The organism is Companilactobacillus versmoldensis DSM 14857 = KCTC 3814, from assembly GCF_001434295.1.
Taxonomy (GTDB): Bacteria; Bacillota; Bacilli; order Lactobacillales; family Lactobacillaceae; genus Companilactobacillus; species Companilactobacillus versmoldensis.
Genome location: NZ_AZFA01000014.1, coordinates 36,413 through 57,506, shown reverse-complemented (window position 1 = coordinate 57,506; position 21,094 = coordinate 36,413). Strand labels below are relative to the sequence as shown.

Below are 21,094 nucleotides of genomic sequence, written 5' to 3'. Positions count from 1 at the left end.
AGTTTAGACCCAAAAGATTCCCAATTGCACTGATAACAGTGGATTGGGAATCTTTTTTATTTTCGGATCAGTTGTTGTTTTGGCATTACCAATTCTTTAAGGGTACAAAAACCTCAAATAAAATATAAATCCTAATCTAATAGGAATTTGGTTTCTGCACTGTTTAGTATTTGATCACTATAGTCTAGCGACGTCTCGTATCCTAAAATGTCATTTACTATTTTTAATAATACCAAATCCCGAGGATTTAAAGAAACATTTTCTTTATTACCAACATAAGGAATTACTTGGATCAAAGATTGTACTAGTTGTTCCGTTGAATGTGGAAAATCATTGGGATATCTCATTTTGATTGACTTTGATAGATTTTCAATTGGTAACAGCTGATGAAATTCATCAGCCGCAACAACTATCTTTTCCGTTTCAGCTGAAGTTATTGAACAATCAGTTAATGAATTGCCCAAGTAAATGACCTTCAATTCAAATCGATCGGTAAATTCTTTCAGTTTATTCAAAATTGTCTTCTTAGCAGATCTGGAAACAAACGAATCTAGATTATACAATACGATCCAAGTGTCGTTGTTAGCCTTCTTTAAACTTGATTCAATCAAATTTAATAATTCATCGACTAACGATTCCGTTTCCATAAATTCTAAGGGAAAAGTCCGATTACTATCCTCATAACTAACTTTTAAAAAGTATTTTAAAACATCAAAGTAAGTTACATCCTCAAAATCAATTATTAAATTATTTGCATAGTTATTTATATGTTCTTGTACTAGCAGTGATAATTTCGTATTAGTATCGTTAAGCTCTTCTAGAATACGGGTGATCTCAAAACTGTCATTTAAAGTATTTAGATTTTCAAATAATAAGTTACCCTTCTTATAAATCATTTGTTGATAGATCGAGTCACGATTGGAAATAAAATAAGTTTGAGTATTTTTTGTAGATGGACTGACATCGTCCAAACTTATTTCAATATTGTCGTCACCGTATATGTTTGTCGACAACATCGGACTTTTATTAAAGTAATAATATAAACTGCGGTATATCTTCCACATATTTTGATGGTTATACCCAGAAATATAAACGATATCTCCAAAATCTAACTCAAAGAAACTTTGGTCATCAATTTCTATTTTCAATCTCATATGATCACCATTTCTTTACTACCGACCAAAGTTTCTTGATGAGATTTATTTCCGACTAGAATTTTCATATCATCAAATTGTTTTTCACTGACAGAAATCAATCGCACTTCACCATGATTAGGCAAAAATTGTCTGATAGCTGTTTCAAATTTTTTTGCTGCCGAACGATTTGGTACTGATCGATAATAAACGGAATACTGAAGCATTACAAAACCGTTTTTGATCAATTGTTTTCGTAAAATTCGATATTGGCGCCGTTCAACCAAAGTATCTACTGGTAAATCAAACATACAGAGCATTCTCATATTTTGATATTTCAACTTTCTATACCTACTAAATTTTTTAATTCAATCTGAATAACAGATCCTTCTAAATTGCTTTCCATATAAGCTATAAAACTGCTGACTAATTCTTGCATTGAATTTTCAATTGACATCTTCTTACCATCAATGACAATTTTCTCCTGCATAAATTCGATAATTTTTAGCCTTGATTCATAACTCAAGAAATCTTTTTCTGCTTTAATTTTTTGATTAATCCAATAATCCATTAAAGGACGATATGGTTCCATCAAATCGTCAGCTAAGTTAAAACTATTGAATTCGTTCTTATGAAAAATACCCAACATGGTAATCAATCCGTTGCCAACTACTGTTCGCGCCATGCACGATCTTAAAATTGCATATCCAAAATTCATTGCTGCATTAATGAACACTTCATCTTTTCTGGTAAACGAATTGCCGTATAGTGAATCAAAATAAACTTTTGCTAAATGACCTTCTCGATTAGTTTTGTCACCATTTTCTAGACCCCGTAATAAATCATTCATCAAATCGATTCTAGGTTGTTCGACACCAGTAAATTCTGCAAATTTGACTTGATTATTCATCTTTTGGCCAATTATCTCTTTCCAGCCTTTTCCCTTTTGCTCATCAGACCAATTAGCCTGATTGATAACTCGCTTGGCATTATGATGATATTGACCATAGGGTAAGTACATCCCAACTGGTAAATAACTATCATCACTAATAACTAGGGCAATATTGTATTGACTCATTCGTGACATTAATTTAGTTGTAATAGAAGTCCGATTACCCTCCAAAACTATCACAGAGATACCTGCCAGTGGAATATACACTTTCTTATCTAATTTGCGTATCTCAATATTGTCCAATCTAAGACGCAAATAGTCGCCTTCCTTAACATGGACCATTCGCCACGCCATATAACTTTCCTCCTGATTTTGGGTGAAAAAAAACCGCCTATCAAGTAGGCGGTAAATTCGGAATAAATCCTTATTTCTGTAGATCCTTAAAGAATTGGTAATGATAAAACTTTGCGAATGAACGTTCAAACATATAAGGTGTCCCTTACAGGATATATCTTATCATATCTATTAGTTTAGTCAAGCAAATCTTTTGGAAAATCTCCTTCTTTTTCTAAATAGAATGGATTACCTAATATATCGGTATTAACCTTCATTATTTTACAATTTTGAGGAACTAAAGATTTCAGAATTTGTTTTTTTGCTGCGCCATAAATTGGATATTCTCCATCTTCGTTAAAAGATTTAAAAATCGGTTTTAACTCAGCATACCCTTTTTGATTAGTAGATCTGGACCAAAAAAGCATTTCAACGTTTTCTTTTGAGTCTTGACGCTTTACTTTTACCCGGTCTTTTTGATACAGAGTGAACATAAATTCCGATGTATTGGAAACTCCTTCTCTATCTTTGATTTGATTGTAAATATCTTTCTTAATACCATAACCCTCATGAGAATTGAACTTTAAATCGGAATACTTCAATCCCATAATTTCATATTTACCAGATTCATGATTAAAGTAGACATCCGTTCGCCATGGTTTCAATGATTGCAAAATAACGTGTTTATTTTTGGCGGTCTCTGGTGTGATATCGATATGTGATCCAATCTTTTTGTCGAGATATTTAAGTTTCTTAATCACTGGACCTTTATCTTTTGGAGAATATTTAGTAACCAAGCCATTATCCTTTCGATAAAGTTCAAATGGCGATGCGGAAACTTTTTTTACCTTGTCACTACGATCTGTTATTTCAACTTTATCAGGATATGTTTCCATAATCTTTTCTAATTTAGCAAAGCTCTTAGGATCAACTCGATACAATAAAAATTTTGTTTTATCTTTATCAAAGATTTTCTTGAATTTGGCATACTCAACTGCATCATAGATATTTTTAATTTTACCCACGACATACTCAAAATCAGTTTTATCCTTAGCTAGTTGTCCCTGTCTAGTTGAATAAATCGTAGCATTACTTACTTTTCGATTAACCTTTTTATCGACTTGGTGTGAGAACTTGATGCGGTCTTCAGCATTGTCTAATTCAGCTACAAATCCGGCATACGGCTGATCATATAAATCTTTTTTAAAGTCTTTCTCTTCTAAGATCTCGCCGGTTTCGATATCGATGGCTGTCTCTTCGATTTTTCTTGGGAAAATCGTCACGCCTTTTTTCCAGATCCGTAAGAATGGTGTGACAGCAATTACTGAGGCATCAATCGCATGGTGATGAAAGGTGTCACGGGTCTTATTCAGATGCCAATGCTTTCTCATGTTCGAAGTAAACTTACCGCGAATAACGGTAACTTTAGTATCACTTCCTTGATTCTTAAAAAAGTCTTGCAAACTATTTAAGACTACTCGTGAGGCATACCTAGTATCGACTAAGTTACGGGAGATGAATCTCTTCCTAGTTTCGATATCTTCGACATTTTCATCGAATAAGTAATTATTGATCTTATGTTTTAATTTAGGATTTTTCTTGACCATGGCTTTCAACGCTGGGAATCCCTGGCCATGTTCTTCATTCATGAACTGATAAGGTGTCTTTTGACCTTTCACTTGGTTCATTGAAGCATAACAAAGCGTTTTGTTATTAATACTATCGTCGAAAGAAATCGATTGTGGAATAATGTGATCGATTTCAAATTTATTAGGATTGTAAATCAAATCAGCTGCTGAAATGGCCTAACCATTGTATAGATCGATACCATCTTGTTGATACCATAAATGAATTTTGAAGTACAACTTCCCACTGTATCTCGCCAAAGCATCTTCAACAGTCTTTTTACTACCAACTGAACGGGTAAAAGATTCAAGTGCTTTATCTTTTTGAGTCCGATTTTCCTTTTGAAATTGTTCGATTTTTTTCTTGGCTTCATCTTCGTTTTTATCTCGCGGCATCTCAACTACTAAATAATCAATGTGCCCATACTTCTTTAAGACAGCATTGACGATTTTTAAAGCTTCCCTGACTGACTTAGAAGCTACGGGACTAAAAATTTCTTTAGCGATTTGGCGATAAGGGATAAATTTAGTGTTCAACAATTCATTGTCGTCTTTTTTACGAAGTCCCAATTCGTTGATCAAGGTCATTTGTTCAATCGAACGATTGGTCATATCAGGGATCAGTTGGTTCATCAATTTTAGAGAGAAGCGATGCCACTTGTTGTTTGATTTGATATCCATACTAGTCTTGTTGTCGATGATAGCTTGGATCAATTCTTCAGTTAAAAAGTCATAATTCTGACTTTTCTTGAGCAATTGTTTTCTGATCTCATCATTCTCAGTATTTAAGGTCATAGTAAAACTAAGATCATCAATAAATTCATGAGTCAATTTACTGAAATCAATACCTGCATCGATCATACTGCGACGGAACTTTCGATAGACTGCCATTGAGTGCAAGTCTGGTTTGCCTTTATCATCAATCCGGAATCCTTTGATCTCATCATCTGTACAATCAGCTACTTTTTTAATGATTCTCATCATCTGAATTGATTTCTTTTCAGGATCAAGGATTTCTTCAATAATTTTTGCTTTATCTTCAGTCGTTAACCTCTGGTCTTCCCGGGTTGAGATCCGCAAATTGTTCAAGTCATTCAAAAGATTAAAATATTGTGCTGTATAAGAAGCACCTGACGCACGTAGCTCTTCTTCATAGACAGAACATTTACCAATCAATTCTTCAAATAAGTTATCCAGTGTTCGGCCATCTTTTTTATAAATACCATAATCAGTGCGTGACTTCTCACTTCCAGGTCCAACGAAATAATCACGTTTTCTTTGGAGAATCGACAAATAAGAATCAACAAAATCATCGGTTAGGACCTCAGGATAGAACTGACTTTGCTGTTCGATTATTTTCTTGGCTTCTTTGACGTACTCTTTAGTTGGGAAAACGTTCAATAGGACCGTCCGGCTTTCTTCATCTTCAATCGTGATCTGACCTCGGACGGCTTTCAAACGCTCTAGGCGTTCTAACTGAATCTCAGCTGGGAACATTTTCTTCAACTGCAAAGTATTGATTCTCAAGGCATTCCCATAGTCAGAACCTGAATCATCATCTTCTATTTCAGCATCTTGAAGATCATAACTGATACCACGTTTCTTAACAATATAAAATAACGCAATTACTAACTCTTCTGCTGAAAGCTTTTCACTCAAGCCTTTAACTCTGATTTGATAAGGATTTTGATTGCTATCAAGGATTTCACTATATTGTTTTAAATCAGCTTCTCCTAATAAATTATACTTGTGAAAAAGTTTGATCGTATCCTGGCGGCGTTGTTTCTTTCGACCCGTCAATCACCGACTGCCACGCATGTCGCGACGAACGACATTTTCTTCAGCAATCTTGCCATTAAACAGGCGTGAACCTAATTCCAAAATCTTTCCAGCTTCATAATCAATTACACTAAAACCGACTGATGAAACACCGATATTTAAACCTAGACTAATTTTTTGATTCATTTTGGTCTCCTCAAAAAGGGTATTTTTTTCAGTTTATCATAGCTATAAATACCGCCACAGTAGGAAAACGAAGCCACAAAAAAACGAGTAGATTTTAATTAATCTACTCGTTTTATAATATTAAAAATCTAAACTTGGATCGGCGTTGACTGTTAAATCAGCAAAATCTTGCTTTTCGTATTGAATCTGAGCGATTGCTCCAATCATTGCGGCATTATCTCCACATAATCTCAGTGGTGGGAAGATCAACTCAATATCTGAATTGCGTTTAGCAATTTCATCAGCTAAACGTTTTCTTAGTCCTTGATTAGCTGCTACTCCACCGACGACAATCAATTGCTTGACTGGATGAGTCTTGATTGCCCGGAAAGTCTTGTTAGCCAAAATATCTAAAACTGCTCCTTGAAAACTAGCTGCTAAATCCTCTTTGGAAAGTTCTTGGTGAACTTGGTCAGCATGGTGAACAGTATTGATAAAGGCACTCTTCAAACCACTGAAACTGAAGTCCAAATTATCTTCTTGAACCATTGCTCGTGGGAAATTGAAAGTATCCTTACCAATACCAGCTAAACGGTCGACTTCTTTTCCGGCTGGATAGTTGATGCCTAAAACTCGGCCAATCTTGTCATATGCTTCACCGACAGCATCATCCCTAGTATCACCAAGGGTTTCAAATTCACCTGGTGCCTTAACATAAACCAATTCAGTATGACCACCAGAAACTAATAATGCCATAAATGGATATTGTAAATCAGTCACGAAGTTAGCTGAATAAATATGACCAGCCAAGTGATTCGATTTGATCAATGGCAAATTGTGGGCAAAAGCCACTGTCTTCGCTGCCATGATACCAATCAATAATGAACCGACTAATCCGGGACCATAGGTCACAGCTACGGCATCCAAATCGTCATAACTAACTTCTGCCTCATCCATCGCCATTTGAATACACAAAGTGATCTCTTCAACATGGTGACGACTAGCAACTTCGGGAACTACTCCACCGAAACGTTGGTGACTCTTGATCTGTGTGGCAATAATGTTCGATAAGATCTCTTTACCATTTTTGATCACAGCCACACTGGTCTCATCACAGCTACTTTCAAAAGCTAAAATCAATGTATCATTACTCAAAATATTTCCCTCATAACTTGACCACCATCTCTAAAGCATCGTGGTGGTTTCTATAATAGTATTTTTTATGGATCAAACGTGTTTCAAAACCAAAGGCTTCGTACAAGTCGATAGCCTCCTGATTCGTAATGTCCACCTCTAGAGACAGTCGATTGTAACTGTGAAGTCGACTGTAATCAAAAATTTGGTTGAGCAATAAATGCCCGACTCCCAGTTTCTGGTAGGACGGTGAAATCGCCAAATTGGTAATATGCGACTCTTTTCCGAGATTCATTGAAAGGCCGATAAAAGCTATCACTGTAGCATTTTTGGCCACAACTAAATAGAGTGCATTACGATTATGAATCTCACTTTCGACTACATCGCTCGTCCACGGCGTGGGAGTTCCGTAAATCTCTTCTTGAATCTTCATAAAATCGTCAGCATCATCTGGTCTAGCTTTCCGTAACATGAAATTTTGCTCGTTGATCACAACAGGCTTAGTCACGAACGGATATTTTTCTGGCTCATCTTGCGGCCATACGGCCTGCTTAAATTTCTTCCACATAAGAAATATTACCGTCTTCCTTGTGTCCCTTTTTGATCCAATCATGTTCAGCTTGCGTCAAACGGAGGTAAGTTGGTACAAAAGCGTTGATATCGCGCACGGGAGTTTCATTGACAGCAATATTAGCAAGTTTTGCGGCACTTGGCAAACTGTCCTTCGTTAACAAAATCTTTGCTTGGGGATACCTTGCTTTGATCAAGTCAGCCAGATGTTGACTAGCGTTAACAAATTCCATTTGGGCTTGATCATAATTCTCTAGATTATCTAAGAGGTCAGCCATCGCAATGTGATGATCTGGTATGACGTTTACTGACTCATTTGACTTGTTGATATAAGCTCCAGCAAAAGCATTGTCGTTTCTAGCGTCTTCTAAGGGAACTACTAAATCACCGTCATCCCCATTAGCAGCTAATAAACGTAAACTCGAAATACCGACTAATGGTTTATCGAGTGTGAATGCCAAAGTTTTCGCTACTGTCACCGCAATTCTAACACCAGTATATGAACCAGGGCCATCAGAGACGGCAATCCGGTCGATCTGGTCGACTGATAGACCCGATTTTTTGAGTGATTCTTGAATATCTGGCAATAGTGAGATACTGTGGGTCTTTTCTTCGGTTGAATCCATTTGTGCCAAGATCTTACCATCCTCAACGACAGCAACTGTTAAAGGCTTATTTGATGAATCAAAAGCTAATATTTTCATAATTTTCTCATTCCTTAATAAGGGTATTCTACCACAAGTATTGAACCAAAAAAAAATAGGCCTTAACGACCTATTCTGTTGAATCGTGACTTGCTAATCCATTTCAAAATAATGAAGAGGATACCAGTTTGGTAAACCAAGGCAATCGCTTCTTTTGGCAAGCGCGTCATGAGCATTACATGGAATGGTAAGTTAGCCATCATTGATATCCAAAGCGTATTCATTAAAACGTTAACTACCACGGTAAATACTAATATCGTTAAAAACACATTCAAAACTGTGACTTTACGACGATGGAGCATAAAACCAAAGATCAGACCAGCTACGGCTGCCGAAACTGTGAAACCAAAGAAGAATGTCCCACCAGTCGAGAAAACTGTATTAGTGATTATATCTGCAATCACATTTGCCATTGCTGCTTTAATAGGTCCAAAATAATAACCTAATAGTGCAATCGCAATAAAACTGAAACCAACCTTTAGCATATTGCTACCAATTGAAAACTTGGTTAAAACCATTTGCAAGGCGATCAATAAAGCCATCCATGTCAGCTCATGGACATTAATTGCCGTGCTACTTTCTTTACTTCTGTTCATTTTGACATCTCCTAAAGGAGCTGCCACAAAATATAACTAGAGTATGGCGATTAACTATATATGTGGCGAATGCGGAAACAAAACCGCGGTGAAAATCCCCTTTGTCCGGTGTTCACATTCCGTTCCACCAGCACTTTACGCTTTGAATCCTACTCCAAAATTTTTAATACCAATCAATACTAGCACAGCTGATTACTAGAACAAACTGATATGTTCATCGAATTATTTGTTTTCCCAATAAATCTGAGCAATAGCGTTTAATTTATCATCATTTCTGATCCAGTGCGTCGTCATTAGATCATCAGTCTTGACATACATTTCAGGTTTACTATGCAAGTTCAATTCCTTGTCATATTTAATATCCATGCTCTTGATACGATGTTCAGCAATGAAATCAATGTCCAATGAATCGACCATCCAGTCGAAATAATAAGTATTATTGACGTGACGATTGACATCGATATTGTAATATCCGATATGCTGGATCGATTTTGCATCGTATTCCGTTGGTTCCTTCAATCTGGCAAAGAGTTTGATCTTGTTCGTTGCTTGGGAACCAAACATATATTTCAAATTATAGGCAGCTGAAACAATTTTTCTTTCCTTAATATCGATCAGAACAAAGGCACTCTGTAAGGTTACCAAACGGTTACCATCTAAATCATCGATCCAAAAATAACGATAAAAGAAGAACTTATTGTAGCTAGTAGCTCTGGTGCTTACCTTTAGTTTCTGGCCAACTTCAGGCATTTTATCGATGTCCATATGATATTGAGTCACGACCCAGCCTAGACCGTGGTCGACCATCGAAACACTGTCAGCATCCTCTTGTTTCAATTGGTCTTCAGAGGCTAATAACATAACATCCAAAAGCGCCGATATCTTAATATCACCTGTAAAATTAGATAAATAAAATGGGAAGACCGCGTCCTCGGTAAAAATTTCTGCTTTTGATGTCTCATCCATGATTAATTATTCCCCTCAATATTATGATATAAATTATAAACAGTTTGTTTCTTCAAGTCGTTTTGAGCGGCAATCTCTTTAATAGCCTTATTTGGCTTATTACCAGCTTCGATCAACCGATTGATTGCTTCGATTATCTGGTCATCACTCATCGTTTCTGTCTTTGACTCAGGTTTACCAGCAATAATCAAAACGTACTCCCCCTTAGGATCATGTTCTGAATAATAGTCGATAACCTGGGTCAAACTCCCTCGCAAAAAGGCTTCGTGCAATTTAGTTAGCTCTCTAGCTAAGACTATCTGACGGTCATTACCAAAGTTTTCCGCTAAGTCAGCCAAAGTTTTTTGAACTCGGTACGGAGATTCATAAACTATCGTAGTTTCGTTTCGATTAGCCAAATCGATTAAGGCGTCAGTTCTTTCTTTACCTTTTCGAGGTAAAAATCCATAGAAGTAAAATGGCTGTGGACTGATACCTGAGGCAATCAAGGCTGTTGTAGAAGCGGTAGCTCCTGGCAATGGCACGACCGAGATATCTTCTTTGATTGCGGCTTTAACCAATTCCTTACCTGGATCACTGATCGATGGCGTCCCAGCATCACTTACTTGCGCAATATCAAGGCCTGAATTTAATTTTTCAACTAATTCCGGGATCCGAGAGGCAGTATTGTGCTCATGGAAACTGATCAAATCAGTCGTAATTTCAAAGTACTTTAAGAGATTTTTAGTATTTCGTGTGTCTTCAGCTGCGACCAGATCAACGTCTTTTAACGTTTGGACAGCTCGATAAGTCATATCGTTCAAATTACCAATCGGTGTTGGCACTAAAAAAAGGCAGCCCTTCGAATTATCAACAAAACTCTTTTGTTCCTTCATTCAAATAGCTCCCTTACTTTTGATTTTGTGATCGATTACCATATATAACATCCAAGCAAAACATACAAGGTTCATCATGGTGTGAGCCATAAAATTGTTGGCACACGTGGAAGCCTTTTTCGTAGAGCTTTTCTAAATTGAGACGTGAACTTGGTAAATCGCTTTGGTCGAAATCTTTAGTTTCATCATCGACCTTTTCTAAATGCTTGCGGAGATTTTTGTTCTCCATTTTTAATTCTTCATTTTCTTCTAAACTTTTTGACAGTTGTTCCTTTAATGATGACAGCTGTGTACTTAAATCACTAAGTTTATTAGTTATATCTTCAAATTCACTATATAAATCATTTTCTGCCATATTCTTACCCACTAATTCACATATTTTAATGATAAATCTTCGAGAATGGCTTGAAATGCCACATTACTTTTCCACATGGTCTCGGCATGAAAAAGTTCTTCAGAATAATTCACGATCGTTGGCATTGTCTTATTTGAAAGTATATCTTCATTTATCAGCAACGGATCATGAATTTGATACCTAATTGATAACACATCACTAAAAAGTTGATTCATTATATCAAAAAATATTTGTTGCTGATCCTTATTTTCAATCAAGGGCATGATGTCTGTTTGAACATCGATAAAACTATTAAGTTGCCCACTGTTACAACGTTTGAGCCAATTGACGATAGCTGCATGAAGCTTTTGATAGCCTTCGCCATCCATCGTCATCAAAGGTTTTACATCCGAGATCTTTAGAGCTAACTGAGCCGTGTTCTCTTTAAAACCAGACTCGACTAGATCTTTGACCTCGTCACGATTGCTCTTATTAGATAGATGAAAAATTTGCACTCGAGATTGAATAGTTGGCAACATTTGCTTAGCAGAATTGCACAACAAGATGATCATCAAGTTACCTTCTGGTTCCTCGATGGTCTTCAATAAGTTGTTGCTGGCTGCACTAGTCATCTTTTCAGCTTCGTTGATGATCAACACACGGCGATTCCCTTGTGTGGCAGTCATATTAGCTTCTTTTTTGAAATATTTGATATCGTCCACACCAATGCTCTGCTTGTCAGTCTCAACTTGTAAAACATCAGGATTATCGCCTAAAGCAATATTGCGACAACGTTGACATGTTTGGTCAGGCATCCCTGCCTCCAAATGCTCACAAAATTGGCTCTGAGCCAACCAGATCGCCACTTGATTGCGAACTTGTGAAGATGAACCATCAATCAAGTATGCATGACTCAACATTTTCGCCTGAATAATCGTTTGAAATTCAGTGATTACTTTTGGTTGCTCGACTGCAATATCTTCCATTGCTTAAAATCTCACGAATTTGTCCACTGGCAAAATGAAACAAGTTGCTCCACCAACTTGTACTTCGACCGGATCACCGATCCCACTTTCAGGTAGAACAAATGATGATGTGACATATTGTGATCTTGTGTGACATGCTTGTTTGATAACGTTCAAGGCATCATCGATTTTCTCTTCTTCGACACCCATGATAAAAGTTGAGTTACCAGATTTTAAGAACCCACCAGTTGATGGCAAGCGAGTAAATCTAAACCCGTCTTTAACTAATTTTGTTTGTAGTTGTTGACTATCCTTGTCTTGAACAATTGCTAAAATCATTTTCATAATTAATGGCCTCCGTTAAAAACATTTGGAAATCGTTGTTTAATTGCCGCCAATGCATCATCTACGACTTGTTTTGGTGCCTGTTCAGCATCAATCGTAACGATACGCTGGGGATTTTCCTTAACCAGCTTGAGATAAGAGTCATGCACCCGCTGATGGAACTTGATAGATTCTTGCTCGAGTCGATCCATTTGATCAGCATGATCTTTCTTGATCCGAGATAATCCTACTTCAGGCGAAACATCAAAGTAAATAGTCAAATCAGGTAGATGTCCATCAATGGCGAAATCATTGATCGAAGCAACCTCTTTAGTTCCCAGTTGTCTTCCCCCACCTTGATAGGCGATGGAACTATCGACGAAACGATCACTCAACATAACTTTATTAGCTTGCAGAGTTGGTAAAATCACATCGACTAAATGTTGTCTTCGCGCGGCTGCATACAATAATGCCTCAGTCCCAGCGTCCATCGATTCATCGTTGACATCTAAAATGATATTACGAATCTTTTCAGCAATGGGACTGCCACCAGGCTCACGTGACACCACAATCTCCTGATCAGTTGCAGCTTTTAATTGCGGCAATAAATTTTGTAACGCTGTGGTCTTACCAGCACCGTCTGGTCCTTCAAATGATATAAAAATGCCTGTCATAGAATACTCTCCTAGTTAATATAAACTATTTTACTTGAAGATAGGAAAAAAAGACAATCAACAAGCTAATTTTAACAAAGAAATGCTTAACTTACGATATGAAAAAAGCATCTCACCTATTCGTGAAATGCTCAGTTAACTATTTTACCAATGACGCTCAGCTGTGTTTGGTTGACTCAAGAAAGTATCTTCATCACTAAAGATAATATTAGTCGTCTCCCGAGCTTTAGCGTTACGACGACGAGCCTCAAGATACAGGAATTGATACTTCAACATTTCTAAGCGAAGTTTGATCCTAGTTTCATCTGAAACCTCTAATGAGTTATCGACTAGCTTCTGCATATTGTTTGCTCTAGCTTGAATATCGCGGATATCGTCTAATAAACGATCATCTTCGATTTTTTTAATATCTTTCTTTTTTCTTCCAAACATGATCAGATCTCCCTACGTCCTAAAACGGCGGTCTTCAAAGTCATTTCATCGGCATATTCAATATCTGAGCCTACCGCTAAACCTCGAGCTGGACGGGTAACTTTGATACCAGCTGGTTTAACTAGTTTGGCCAAGTATTGAGCAGTGGCTTCTCCTTCTGGAGTAGCATTAGTTGCAATGATCAGCTCTTTGACCGCTTTATTTTCTCGTAACCGATTCAATAATAACTTAATATTCAAATTTTCTGGTCCAACGCCATCGACTGGTGATAGAACACCACCTAAGACATGATAAAGCCCGTCATAAGCATTCATGTCATCGATCGACAAGATATCTTTCGGTTGCTCAACAACTAAAATAGTTGATTGATCCCGATTCTTATCTCGGCAGATCGGACAGATCTCATCAGTAGTTATATTTCCACAGATCTTACATGGATGAAGATCATTTTTAGCTGACATCAAATTATCAGAAAATTCTTTTACATCAGCTTTATCCATCGTCAACGTATAAAATGCCATTCTCGTAGCAGTCTTACGACCGATACCAGGCAACAGCATATAACTATCGATCAATTTAGAAATTGGTTCTGGGTAATTCATTTTACATCATTCCATTCATGCCGCCTAAACCACCGGCATATTGACCAAGTTTATTCTTTTGGTCTTCCATCATTTTATCATTAGCATCGTTCAAAGCCATGATAACCATATCTTGCAATGTGTCGGGGTCGTCGGGATCAATTAATTTTTCAGCAATTTTTAGATCAGTAACTTTTCTTTCACCATTAATTTTAACGGTAACTAAATCGCCAGCAGCTTTTCCTTCGTACTCACTGTTCTTGATTTCGTTTTGGGCTTCTTGGACTTGTTGTTGCATCTTTTGTGCCTGACGCATCAAGTCGGCCATATTGCCACCCATATTTCCAAAGTTAGGTCCTTTACTCATAATCGTTTCCTCCTAGTCATTTTTAACATCAACATTATCTTGACCAAACAATTTCACAGCCTCATCGATCGTCTCGTCAGATTTTGCTGCCTTTGGTTTAGATTTTACATCGTTGTTCTTGCTTAAATCAATATTATTAGAAATATATTCCTTACGAATATTAGGCCATTCTTGTTTTGGCACCATCACGATCTGAACTTGTTTTTTCATCAGCTTGCTGACATCACCAGTCAATGAATCCAAAAGGTCTTGATCCTCTTGGGCTTGTTCGAACCACATTGGATAATCAAAAGCCATCACTAACCCATCCGGACTAGCGGCCACTGGTTCAGATACTTTCATCATAGCTCGTTGGGTGACTGACAACATGTTCATCACGTCCGGCCAGATATCCTTAGCACTATTGAGATCTTGCTTAGTGGCACTGCCAAGCACTCGATAAATCGCCGTCTTATTCAGATGCGACTGCTTATTATTGTTGCGACGAGGTTTTGGTTTCTTTTGGGCTTGAGGTTGATTAGTAGCCAAATTCTTGATCTTCGACTTTAATTGTTGGACCTCTTCACTCAACCGGTCAACTTGAACATTGTCTTGAGGTTGTGACGACTCTGCTGCAGCCGGCGCTTGACTCGTTTGCTCAACCTGAGGCTCACTGATCTTGACCGTCAAGATCTCCATATAAACATCAGTCTGATTGGAGTTTTTTAAATTACGCTGCGTATTGCTGACTTGGTCGACGATATAGAACAGGCGCTGATTATCGAATTTATCAGCTATAGCAAGCATTTCGTTGGTCATAATGGTATTGTCCATCTGATTGGATAAATCGCTGTTAGAGTTGTATAAAATGATATTACGACATACCCGGATGATCATCTCCGTGAAACGAATTGCTGACCGGCCACTGGCCAAAATTTTATAGAGGTTAGTTAATGCATCTGCTGGGTTATTTTCAGCCACAGCAGTCATGTATGAAACTATTTGCTCATTGCTCAAGGCACCAGTGACCTCTTGAGCATTCTTTAGTGTTAGTTGATCATTCCCGAATGACAAAGCTTGATCAAGGATACTCAAGGCATCACGCATCCCACCTTCAGCTGATGTAGCGATGATGTTCAAAGCTTCTTCATCATATTCGATCTCTTTGTCATTTAAGATCAATTCCATTCGATCCAAGATATCTTGACGCGAGATCCGTCGAAAAGTAAAACTCTGAGTCCGCGAGATGATGGTTGCGGGGATCTTCTGTGGTTCCGTCGTTGCCAAGATGAACATGACATTTGCTGGTGGTTCTTCCAAAGTTTTCAACAAAGCATTGAAAGCTCCTTGAGAAAGCATATGAACTTCATCGATGATATAAACTTTGAACTTTGCTTCAGTTGGTGCGTATTTAACTTTATCACGAATATCACGAATCTCTTCGACACCATTATTTGATGCCGCATCGATCTCGATCACATCGTTAAGACGGTTCTCATTGGCCGCCTTACAGATTTCACATTTATTACATGGTTCTCCATCTTGAGGATTTAAACAGTTAACTGCCTTAGCCAAAATTTTGGCACAAGACGTTTTACCAGTCCCTCTTGGGCCACTGAATAAATATGCATGACTAGTCATATTGCTGGCGACGGCATTGCGCAGTGTTTGCGTGATGACCCCCTGACCAACTACGTCGGCAAAGGTTTGGGGACGCCAGACCCGATATAATGCTTGATATGCCATATTTACTCCTAACTTGTGTTTAATACTTAAATTTTACCACAAAACAAACTAACTTTAGTGGCTAAACCGCTTCACAAAAAAATCGGTTTTACTTGATTGAAACAAAAAAAGATAACCCTATTACAAGTCATCTTAGTTGTCTAGTTTCTTTTGTAATTCGAGATCATAATTTCGGGTAGCTGAATTAAAGTAAACAAATAGCGCACAAAAGATCGAACCGATTCCTGAAATTACGAATAACATATTAACACCAATTTTATCGGCCAACGGACCAGCGAAAATCAATCCTACTGGACCAGAAATATTCATTAACGAATTCAAAATTCCCAGCACCTTACCCAATATTTCCGAAGGATAACTTTGCTGGATCATGGCCATCAATAAGGTATTGAAAAATGGAGCTGATAATCCAGCTAAGCCATTCAGGACTGTGAACCACAGAAATCCAGTGTAATTTCCGGGCAAAAAGCCGCTGATGATAAAAGCAATACTTAAGACGATCATCGACAGGATTATCGGGATCATGCGATCCTTCCAATTTCCGAGAAAGCCGATCACCGCCCCACCGACTAACATACCGACTGAGAAGACTACTTCAACGATACCAGCTTGAGCTACTGTCCCATGGAAAAACGACAAGGTCATTAACGGGTACATGCTCATTGCCGGCATAAATAGTAAGGTGAAGACGGTCCCCATCAAAGTGATCCGCCAAAGTCCTTTATTCTGACGTAATTTTGTCAGGCCAAATTTAACATCAGATAAGAAGTGCATTCTCTCGTCGATGACTGGATTTTCTGGGATCTGTACGAATAAGATGATCGAGACACCAACGATTGCACCGACAACGTCTAATAAGATCAATAAGGTTATCGGTACGATCGAAAACAGCAAGGCTCCTAAAGCTGGAGCGATGATCATGTTAGCTGACTGGACCATTCCTAATTGACCATTTACCTTGGTCAACTGATCTTTGGGCACCATGGTTGGCATGATTGACTGAATCGTCGGCATTTGAAAGGTCTGCGCGATCGAACGGATCAGTAACGAGACGAATATCAACCAAATCGGAAAATCCTTATTTATCATTCCCACGACTGATAAAACTATTGCCACTAATGCCGCCACAATATCAGGCACAATCAATAAGACTTTCTTATTAGTCCGATCAACAAACGGACCGATCAACGGACTCAAAAAGACCATCGGCAGCATCCCTAGTAAAGTGGCAAAACTTAAAACGGTGGCAGAGCCGGTCTCTTTAGTCAAATACCAGATAATCGCATACTGAACGACCATGCTGGTGACACCTGATAAAAATTGACCAGTTAAAAACAAATAGATATTCGGACGCCATTTCGACATCATAAAGCCCTTAGTATTCATATTGTTTCCTCAACTAACAATAGATTAGTGTAATATATTATGTTACTTAATTACCCCTTTTGAAGTCAAAAAAAACTCCTAATCGTTAGATTAGGAGGCTAATATACATAACAAAAGGCACATGTTGCAACTTACTTAGTGCTGCTTTCTTCCGAACCTGACACGATTCGTAAGAGCACCATTGCCCTAAGGCCTTTCGGCAATAACTATATTACTATAAATTCTTCATTTATGCTACTTTTTCCGACGAATTTCTCGAAAGAAATTTTGAAGCAAGCTAGCTGAATCATCGGCTAACATTCCCCCAAGAAAATCTGGGTGGTGATTGTATCGTTTTTCTTCGAACAAGTTGTTGATTGAACCAACTGAGCCCGCCTTGGGATCATAGGCTCCAAAAATAACTTCTTCGATACGACTATTGATGATTGCCCCAGCACACATCGGGCAAGGTTCAAGTGTTACATATAAGCTCGTATGTTCAAGACGCCAACTACCCACTTTTTGACAAGCTTTTTCGATAGCAATGATCTCGGCGTGCTTGATTGCATCTTGAGTTTGTTCGCGTTCATTAAACCCTGTGGCAATAATCTCGGATGTTTGATTATCAACGATTAAACATCCGATTGGAACCTCACCATCAGCCTGCGCTAATTGAGCTTGATCGAGTGCCATTTGCATAAAACTAAGATTCTTTTCTTCAGAAAACTTCATACCTAACCTTTAACAACATCTGGTAACTTAGAACTGATGGCCTCTGGAAATTTGAAGTTTTGAGCTTTTTGTCCAGTCTTTTCCCAGATCTTAAAAATAACTCGTACTTCAAAGCTAGATAAGCCATCAATAATGTCTAAGACTTTCTGGTTGCCCTTAAAATATTTTTTAGCTAACTTCTTTAATTGCTTGCGTTTACGACGTACTTTAACCTTTCTGACAGTCTTAAAAGCTCCTAAAACGATCAGAGCTGCCCCGCCAGTTGAAACTGCTAATCCGAGTCCAATCAATAATTTTTTATCCATGATAGTTCCTCCTTAACTAGAGTTTGCTTCTAAGAATATAATACCCCTTATCACGCGTAACTATTTCAACATTTCCATAAATTGTCTTCATTAATTTTCTAGCTGAAGGCTCCCCCTGCTTCTTTTGTAGAACGACCCAGAGTTCACCATTGGGCAATAAATGTTTCGAAGCATCAGAAAGAATTGCTGATACTACCTTCTTACCAGCTCTGATTGGTGGATTTGACACGATCAAGGCATACTTCTCAGTAATATTTTCATATACGTCTGATTCGAAAATGTTGGTATTGGTGATTTTGTTGACTTGTGCATTCTTCTTGGCCAGGTCTAATGCTCGCAGATTGACATCGGTCATGGTTACCTGACGACTCGGTTGATCTTTGGCTAGTGCGAGCCCGATTGGTCCGTAGCCACAGCCAACATCTAGGATATTGCCTTGGGGAACTGTCGAAAAATTGACAGCATCGATCAAGACCCTTGAACCAAAGTCGATTGTTTGGCGCGAAAAGACACCACTGTCGGAAGTAAATTTCAAATTGTGATTTTTCAATGTGAAATCAAAAGTTTTTAGTTCGTGTTCGAGATCAGCTGAATTTTCAAAATATTGATTTGCCATCGTTGTCCTCTTCATAAATAAATTTGGGTAAAAAAAAATCCTCTTTCGAGGATTAATTTTAACATAAGTTAATTATTTCAATGTTACTGTAGCGCCAACGCCTTCAAGTTTTTCTTTCATTTCGTCAGCATCTGCTTTAGCAACGCCTTCCTTGATAACCTTAGGTGCGCCATCAACAAGGTCTTTTGAGTCTTTCAAGCCAAGTCCAGTAATTGCACGAACTTCCTTGATAACCTTAACTTTTTCTTGTCCTGATTCTGTCAACTCAACGTCGAATGAATCTTTTTCAGCAGCGTCGTCGCCACCAGCAGCACCTGCAGCAGCAACTGGAGCAGCAGCTGTAACGTCAAATTCGTCTTCGATAGCCTTAACTAAATCGTTTAGTTCAAGGATTGATGCATCTTTTAATTGGTCAATAATTGCTTGTGTATCTAAAGCCATTTTAAAATCCTCCAAATATAATTTTAGTTTTTTATTTATTTAATTAAGCAGCTGGTTCGTCGTCTTTCTTGTCGGCAATTGCCTTAACAGTAAGAGCAAAGTCGCGAACTGGAGCTTGTAATACAGATACCAACATAGATAGTAAGCCGTCTCTTGATGGTAGTGTTGCAAGGTTTTGAATTTCTTCAAGACTAGCAACTTTGCCTTCGATCATTCCACCCTTGATTTCAACGGATTCAACATCTTTGGCATATTTTGCAGCAACTTTTGCTGGAGCAACTGGGTCTTCTTCAGAATAAGCGATAGCAGTAGGACCTACGAATAAGTCTTCAATTCCTTCGATACCAGCAGCGTCAGCAGCACGTCTTAAGATTGTATTCTTAATAACTTGCATTGATGCACCTTGTTCACGTAATTCACTACGCATACTTGTTGCTTCTTCAACAGTTAAACCAAGGTAGTCAATAACTACAACTGATTTTGCACTCTTCAAGCTTTCAACAACGGCATCAACTTCTGCTTGTTTCTTGTTCAATACTTCTTGCTTCATTTTTACGTTTCACCTCCATAATTAATTTAGTCGTCTCTACTAATTTTCGGCTATAAAATAAAATCTCTGCACCCGAATGAGCACAGAGATTATTTAACAATCTTCTGGCCTCGGCAGGATATTAAGACTTTCGTCACCTGAGTCTTCGGTAGAAATCAACTATTGTAATTTATCATCATTTTGGTTATAAGTCAATAAGATTAAGCGTTGATCTTAAGACCAGGGCCAAATGTTGAAGTCATGTTAACACTTGTAACATATGCACCCTTAAGTGATGCAGGACGAGCCTTCAAGATAGCTTCGTAAAATGCATCGAAGTTTTCTGAAAGTTTCTTTGTATCAAATGATGCCTTACCGATAGGTGCATGGATCAAACCATTTGAATCTACACGGTAAGCAACTTGTCCAGCTTTAATGTCGTTAACAGCTTTTGTAACGTCCATTGTAACTGTACCAGTCTTAGGGTTAGGCATTAAACCTTTAGGTCCAAGTACACGACCTAAACGTCCAACTTTAGCCATCATTGGTGGTGTAGCAACGGCAACGTCGAAGTCTAACCAACCATCTTGAATTTTTTCAACAAGATCATCTGAACCAACAACATCAGCACCGGCAGCTTCAGCATCTTTAGCTTGTTGTCCTTCTGCAAAGACAATAACCTTCGATGTCTTACCTGTACCATTTGGTAGCACGATTGCGCCACGAATTTGTTGGTCAGCTTGTTTTGGATCTACGTCCAAGTTAACAGCAACTTCGATTGTTGAATCGAATTTTGCGTAATCAATTTTCTTAAGTAAATCAGCAGCTTCTTCGGCAGAGTAAGTCTTTGACTTATCTAAGCCTTTAACTGCGTCCATATATTTTTTTCCATGCTTAGCCATGCTAAGTTCCTCCTTGCTTTGTGGTCCATT

General features: G+C 38.0%; 25 protein-coding genes, 1 other RNA gene, 1 pseudogene, 1 riboswitch and 1 other annotated feature. All 27 genes and pseudogenes read right to left on the bottom strand.

Annotated elements, in window-relative coordinates; translation table 11 throughout:
* Positions 1–131 precede the first annotated feature (131 nt).
* Positions 132–1,148: a CRISPR-associated protein Csn2-St gene (gene csn2-St / locus FC27_RS08085; RefSeq protein ID WP_162097650.1), complete on the bottom strand. Its 1,017-nt coding sequence runs from the start codon at positions 1,146–1,148 to the stop codon at positions 132–134.
* 2 nt (positions 1,149–1,150) lie between these two features.
* On the bottom strand, positions 1,151–1,459 hold the full coding sequence (cas2, locus tag FC27_RS08080) for a CRISPR-associated endonuclease Cas2 (RefSeq protein ID WP_029508202.1): 309 nt from the start codon (positions 1,457–1,459) through the stop codon (positions 1,151–1,153).
* 11 nt (positions 1,460–1,470) lie between these two features.
* Positions 1,471–2,379 carry a type II CRISPR-associated endonuclease Cas1 gene (gene cas1, locus FC27_RS08075; RefSeq protein ID WP_010624831.1) on the bottom strand — a complete coding sequence of 303 codons (909 nt, stop codon included), beginning with the start codon at positions 2,377–2,379 and terminating at the stop codon, positions 1,471–1,473.
* Between the two features lie 176 nt (positions 2,380–2,555).
* Positions 2,556–5,783, bottom strand: a pseudogene (cas9, locus tag FC27_RS08070) (type II CRISPR RNA-guided endonuclease Cas9).
* Positions 5,784–5,948 carry a hypothetical protein gene (locus FC27_RS12040; protein ID WP_235699648.1) on the bottom strand — a complete coding sequence of 55 codons (165 nt, stop codon included), beginning with the start codon at positions 5,946–5,948 and terminating at the stop codon, positions 5,784–5,786.
* Positions 5,949–6,068: 120 nt separating this feature from the next.
* Positions 6,069–7,082: a tRNA (adenosine(37)-N6)-threonylcarbamoyltransferase complex transferase subunit TsaD gene (gene tsaD / locus FC27_RS08065; protein ID WP_010624832.1), complete on the bottom strand. Its 1,014-nt coding sequence runs from the start codon at positions 7,080–7,082 to the stop codon at positions 6,069–6,071.
* 10 nt (positions 7,083–7,092) lie between these two features.
* Positions 7,093–7,629, bottom strand: a complete 537-nt coding sequence (gene rimI, locus FC27_RS08060) for a ribosomal protein S18-alanine N-acetyltransferase (RefSeq protein ID WP_010624833.1) — start codon at positions 7,627–7,629, stop codon at positions 7,093–7,095.
* The gene (tsaB, locus tag FC27_RS08055) at positions 7,613–8,335 is read right to left on the bottom strand and encodes a tRNA (adenosine(37)-N6)-threonylcarbamoyltransferase complex dimerization subunit type 1 TsaB (RefSeq protein WP_010624834.1); all 723 of its coding nucleotides are present in this window, start codon (positions 8,333–8,335) and stop codon (positions 7,613–7,615) included. The genes rimI and tsaB overlap by 17 nt, the downstream gene beginning before the upstream one ends.
* 62 nt (positions 8,336–8,397) lie before the next feature.
* The gene (locus tag FC27_RS08050) at positions 8,398–8,931 is read right to left on the bottom strand and encodes a folate family ECF transporter S component (RefSeq protein WP_010624835.1); all 534 of its coding nucleotides are present in this window, start codon (positions 8,929–8,931) and stop codon (positions 8,398–8,400) included.
* 61 nt (positions 8,932–8,992) lie between these two features.
* Positions 8,993–9,090: riboswitch (THF riboswitch) on the bottom strand.
* Between the two features lie 63 nt (positions 9,091–9,153).
* On the bottom strand, positions 9,154–9,897 hold the full coding sequence (locus FC27_RS08045; protein WP_010624836.1) for an acyl-[acyl-carrier-protein] thioesterase: 744 nt from the start codon (positions 9,895–9,897) through the stop codon (positions 9,154–9,156).
* A 2-nt stretch (positions 9,898–9,899) separates the two neighbouring features.
* A complete protein-coding gene (gene rsmI, locus FC27_RS08040; protein WP_010624837.1) occupies positions 9,900–10,772 on the bottom strand; it encodes a 16S rRNA (cytidine(1402)-2'-O)-methyltransferase in 873 nt (290 codons plus the stop codon).
* Positions 10,773–10,785: 13 nt separating this feature from the next.
* On the bottom strand, positions 10,786–11,127 hold the full coding sequence (locus tag FC27_RS08035) for an initiation-control protein YabA (protein ID WP_010624838.1): 342 nt from the start codon (positions 11,125–11,127) through the stop codon (positions 10,786–10,788).
* Positions 11,128–11,138: 11 nt separating this feature from the next.
* Positions 11,139–12,092 carry a DNA polymerase III subunit delta' gene (locus tag FC27_RS08030; RefSeq protein ID WP_010624839.1) on the bottom strand — a complete coding sequence of 318 codons (954 nt, stop codon included), beginning with the start codon at positions 12,090–12,092 and terminating at the stop codon, positions 11,139–11,141.
* Positions 12,093–12,095: 3 nt separating this feature from the next.
* Positions 12,096–12,416: a cyclic-di-AMP receptor gene (locus FC27_RS08025; protein ID WP_010624840.1), complete on the bottom strand. Its 321-nt coding sequence runs from the start codon at positions 12,414–12,416 to the stop codon at positions 12,096–12,098.
* Between the two features lie 2 nt (positions 12,417–12,418).
* Positions 12,419–13,069 (bottom strand): dTMP kinase, encoded by a 651-nt coding sequence (tmk, locus tag FC27_RS08020; protein WP_010624841.1) that lies wholly within the window; start codon positions 13,067–13,069, stop codon positions 12,419–12,421.
* Positions 13,070–13,213: 144 nt separating this feature from the next.
* Positions 13,214–13,501 carry a DUF2508 family protein gene (locus FC27_RS08015; RefSeq protein ID WP_010624842.1) on the bottom strand — a complete coding sequence of 96 codons (288 nt, stop codon included), beginning with the start codon at positions 13,499–13,501 and terminating at the stop codon, positions 13,214–13,216.
* A gap of 2 nt (positions 13,502–13,503) precedes the next feature.
* Entirely contained in the window at positions 13,504–14,103 is a 600-nt protein-coding gene (recR, locus tag FC27_RS08010; RefSeq protein ID WP_010624843.1) for a recombination mediator RecR, read from the bottom strand.
* A 1-nt stretch (position 14,104) separates the two neighbouring features.
* Entirely contained in the window at positions 14,105–14,449 is a 345-nt protein-coding gene (locus tag FC27_RS08005; protein ID WP_010624844.1) for a YbaB/EbfC family nucleoid-associated protein, read from the bottom strand.
* 12 nt (positions 14,450–14,461) lie between these two features.
* Entirely contained in the window at positions 14,462–16,174 is a 1,713-nt protein-coding gene (dnaX, locus tag FC27_RS08000; RefSeq protein ID WP_010624845.1) for a DNA polymerase III subunit gamma/tau, read from the bottom strand.
* Between the two features lie 132 nt (positions 16,175–16,306).
* The gene (locus FC27_RS07995) at positions 16,307–17,560 is read right to left on the bottom strand and encodes an MFS transporter (RefSeq protein ID WP_010624846.1); all 1,254 of its coding nucleotides are present in this window, start codon (positions 17,558–17,560) and stop codon (positions 16,307–16,309) included.
* 101 nt (positions 17,561–17,661) lie between these two features.
* Positions 17,662–17,758: signal recognition particle sRNA small type (ffs, locus tag FC27_RS11635), an RNA gene on the bottom strand.
* Positions 17,759–17,794: 36 nt separating this feature from the next.
* Positions 17,795–18,271, bottom strand: a complete 477-nt coding sequence (locus tag FC27_RS07990; RefSeq protein ID WP_010624847.1) for a nucleoside deaminase — start codon at positions 18,269–18,271, stop codon at positions 17,795–17,797.
* 2 nt (positions 18,272–18,273) lie between these two features.
* Positions 18,274–18,576: a hypothetical protein gene (locus FC27_RS07985; protein WP_010624848.1), complete on the bottom strand. Its 303-nt coding sequence runs from the start codon at positions 18,574–18,576 to the stop codon at positions 18,274–18,276.
* Positions 18,577–18,592: 16 nt separating this feature from the next.
* Positions 18,593–19,192, bottom strand: a complete 600-nt coding sequence (locus FC27_RS07980) for a class I SAM-dependent methyltransferase (protein WP_010624849.1) — start codon at positions 19,190–19,192, stop codon at positions 18,593–18,595.
* A 72-nt stretch (positions 19,193–19,264) separates the two neighbouring features.
* Positions 19,265–19,633 carry a 50S ribosomal protein L7/L12 gene (gene rplL / locus FC27_RS07975; RefSeq protein WP_010624850.1) on the bottom strand — a complete coding sequence of 123 codons (369 nt, stop codon included), beginning with the start codon at positions 19,631–19,633 and terminating at the stop codon, positions 19,265–19,267.
* 43 nt (positions 19,634–19,676) lie between these two features.
* Entirely contained in the window at positions 19,677–20,183 is a 507-nt protein-coding gene (rplJ, locus tag FC27_RS07970; protein WP_010624851.1) for a 50S ribosomal protein L10, read from the bottom strand.
* Between the two features lie 48 nt (positions 20,184–20,231).
* Positions 20,232–20,350, bottom strand: a sequence feature (ribosomal protein L10 leader region).
* A 33-nt stretch (positions 20,351–20,383) separates the two neighbouring features.
* Positions 20,384–21,064 (bottom strand): 50S ribosomal protein L1, encoded by a 681-nt coding sequence (gene rplA / locus FC27_RS07965; RefSeq protein ID WP_010624852.1) that lies wholly within the window; start codon positions 21,062–21,064, stop codon positions 20,384–20,386.
* Between the last annotated feature and the right edge of the window lie 30 nt (positions 21,065–21,094).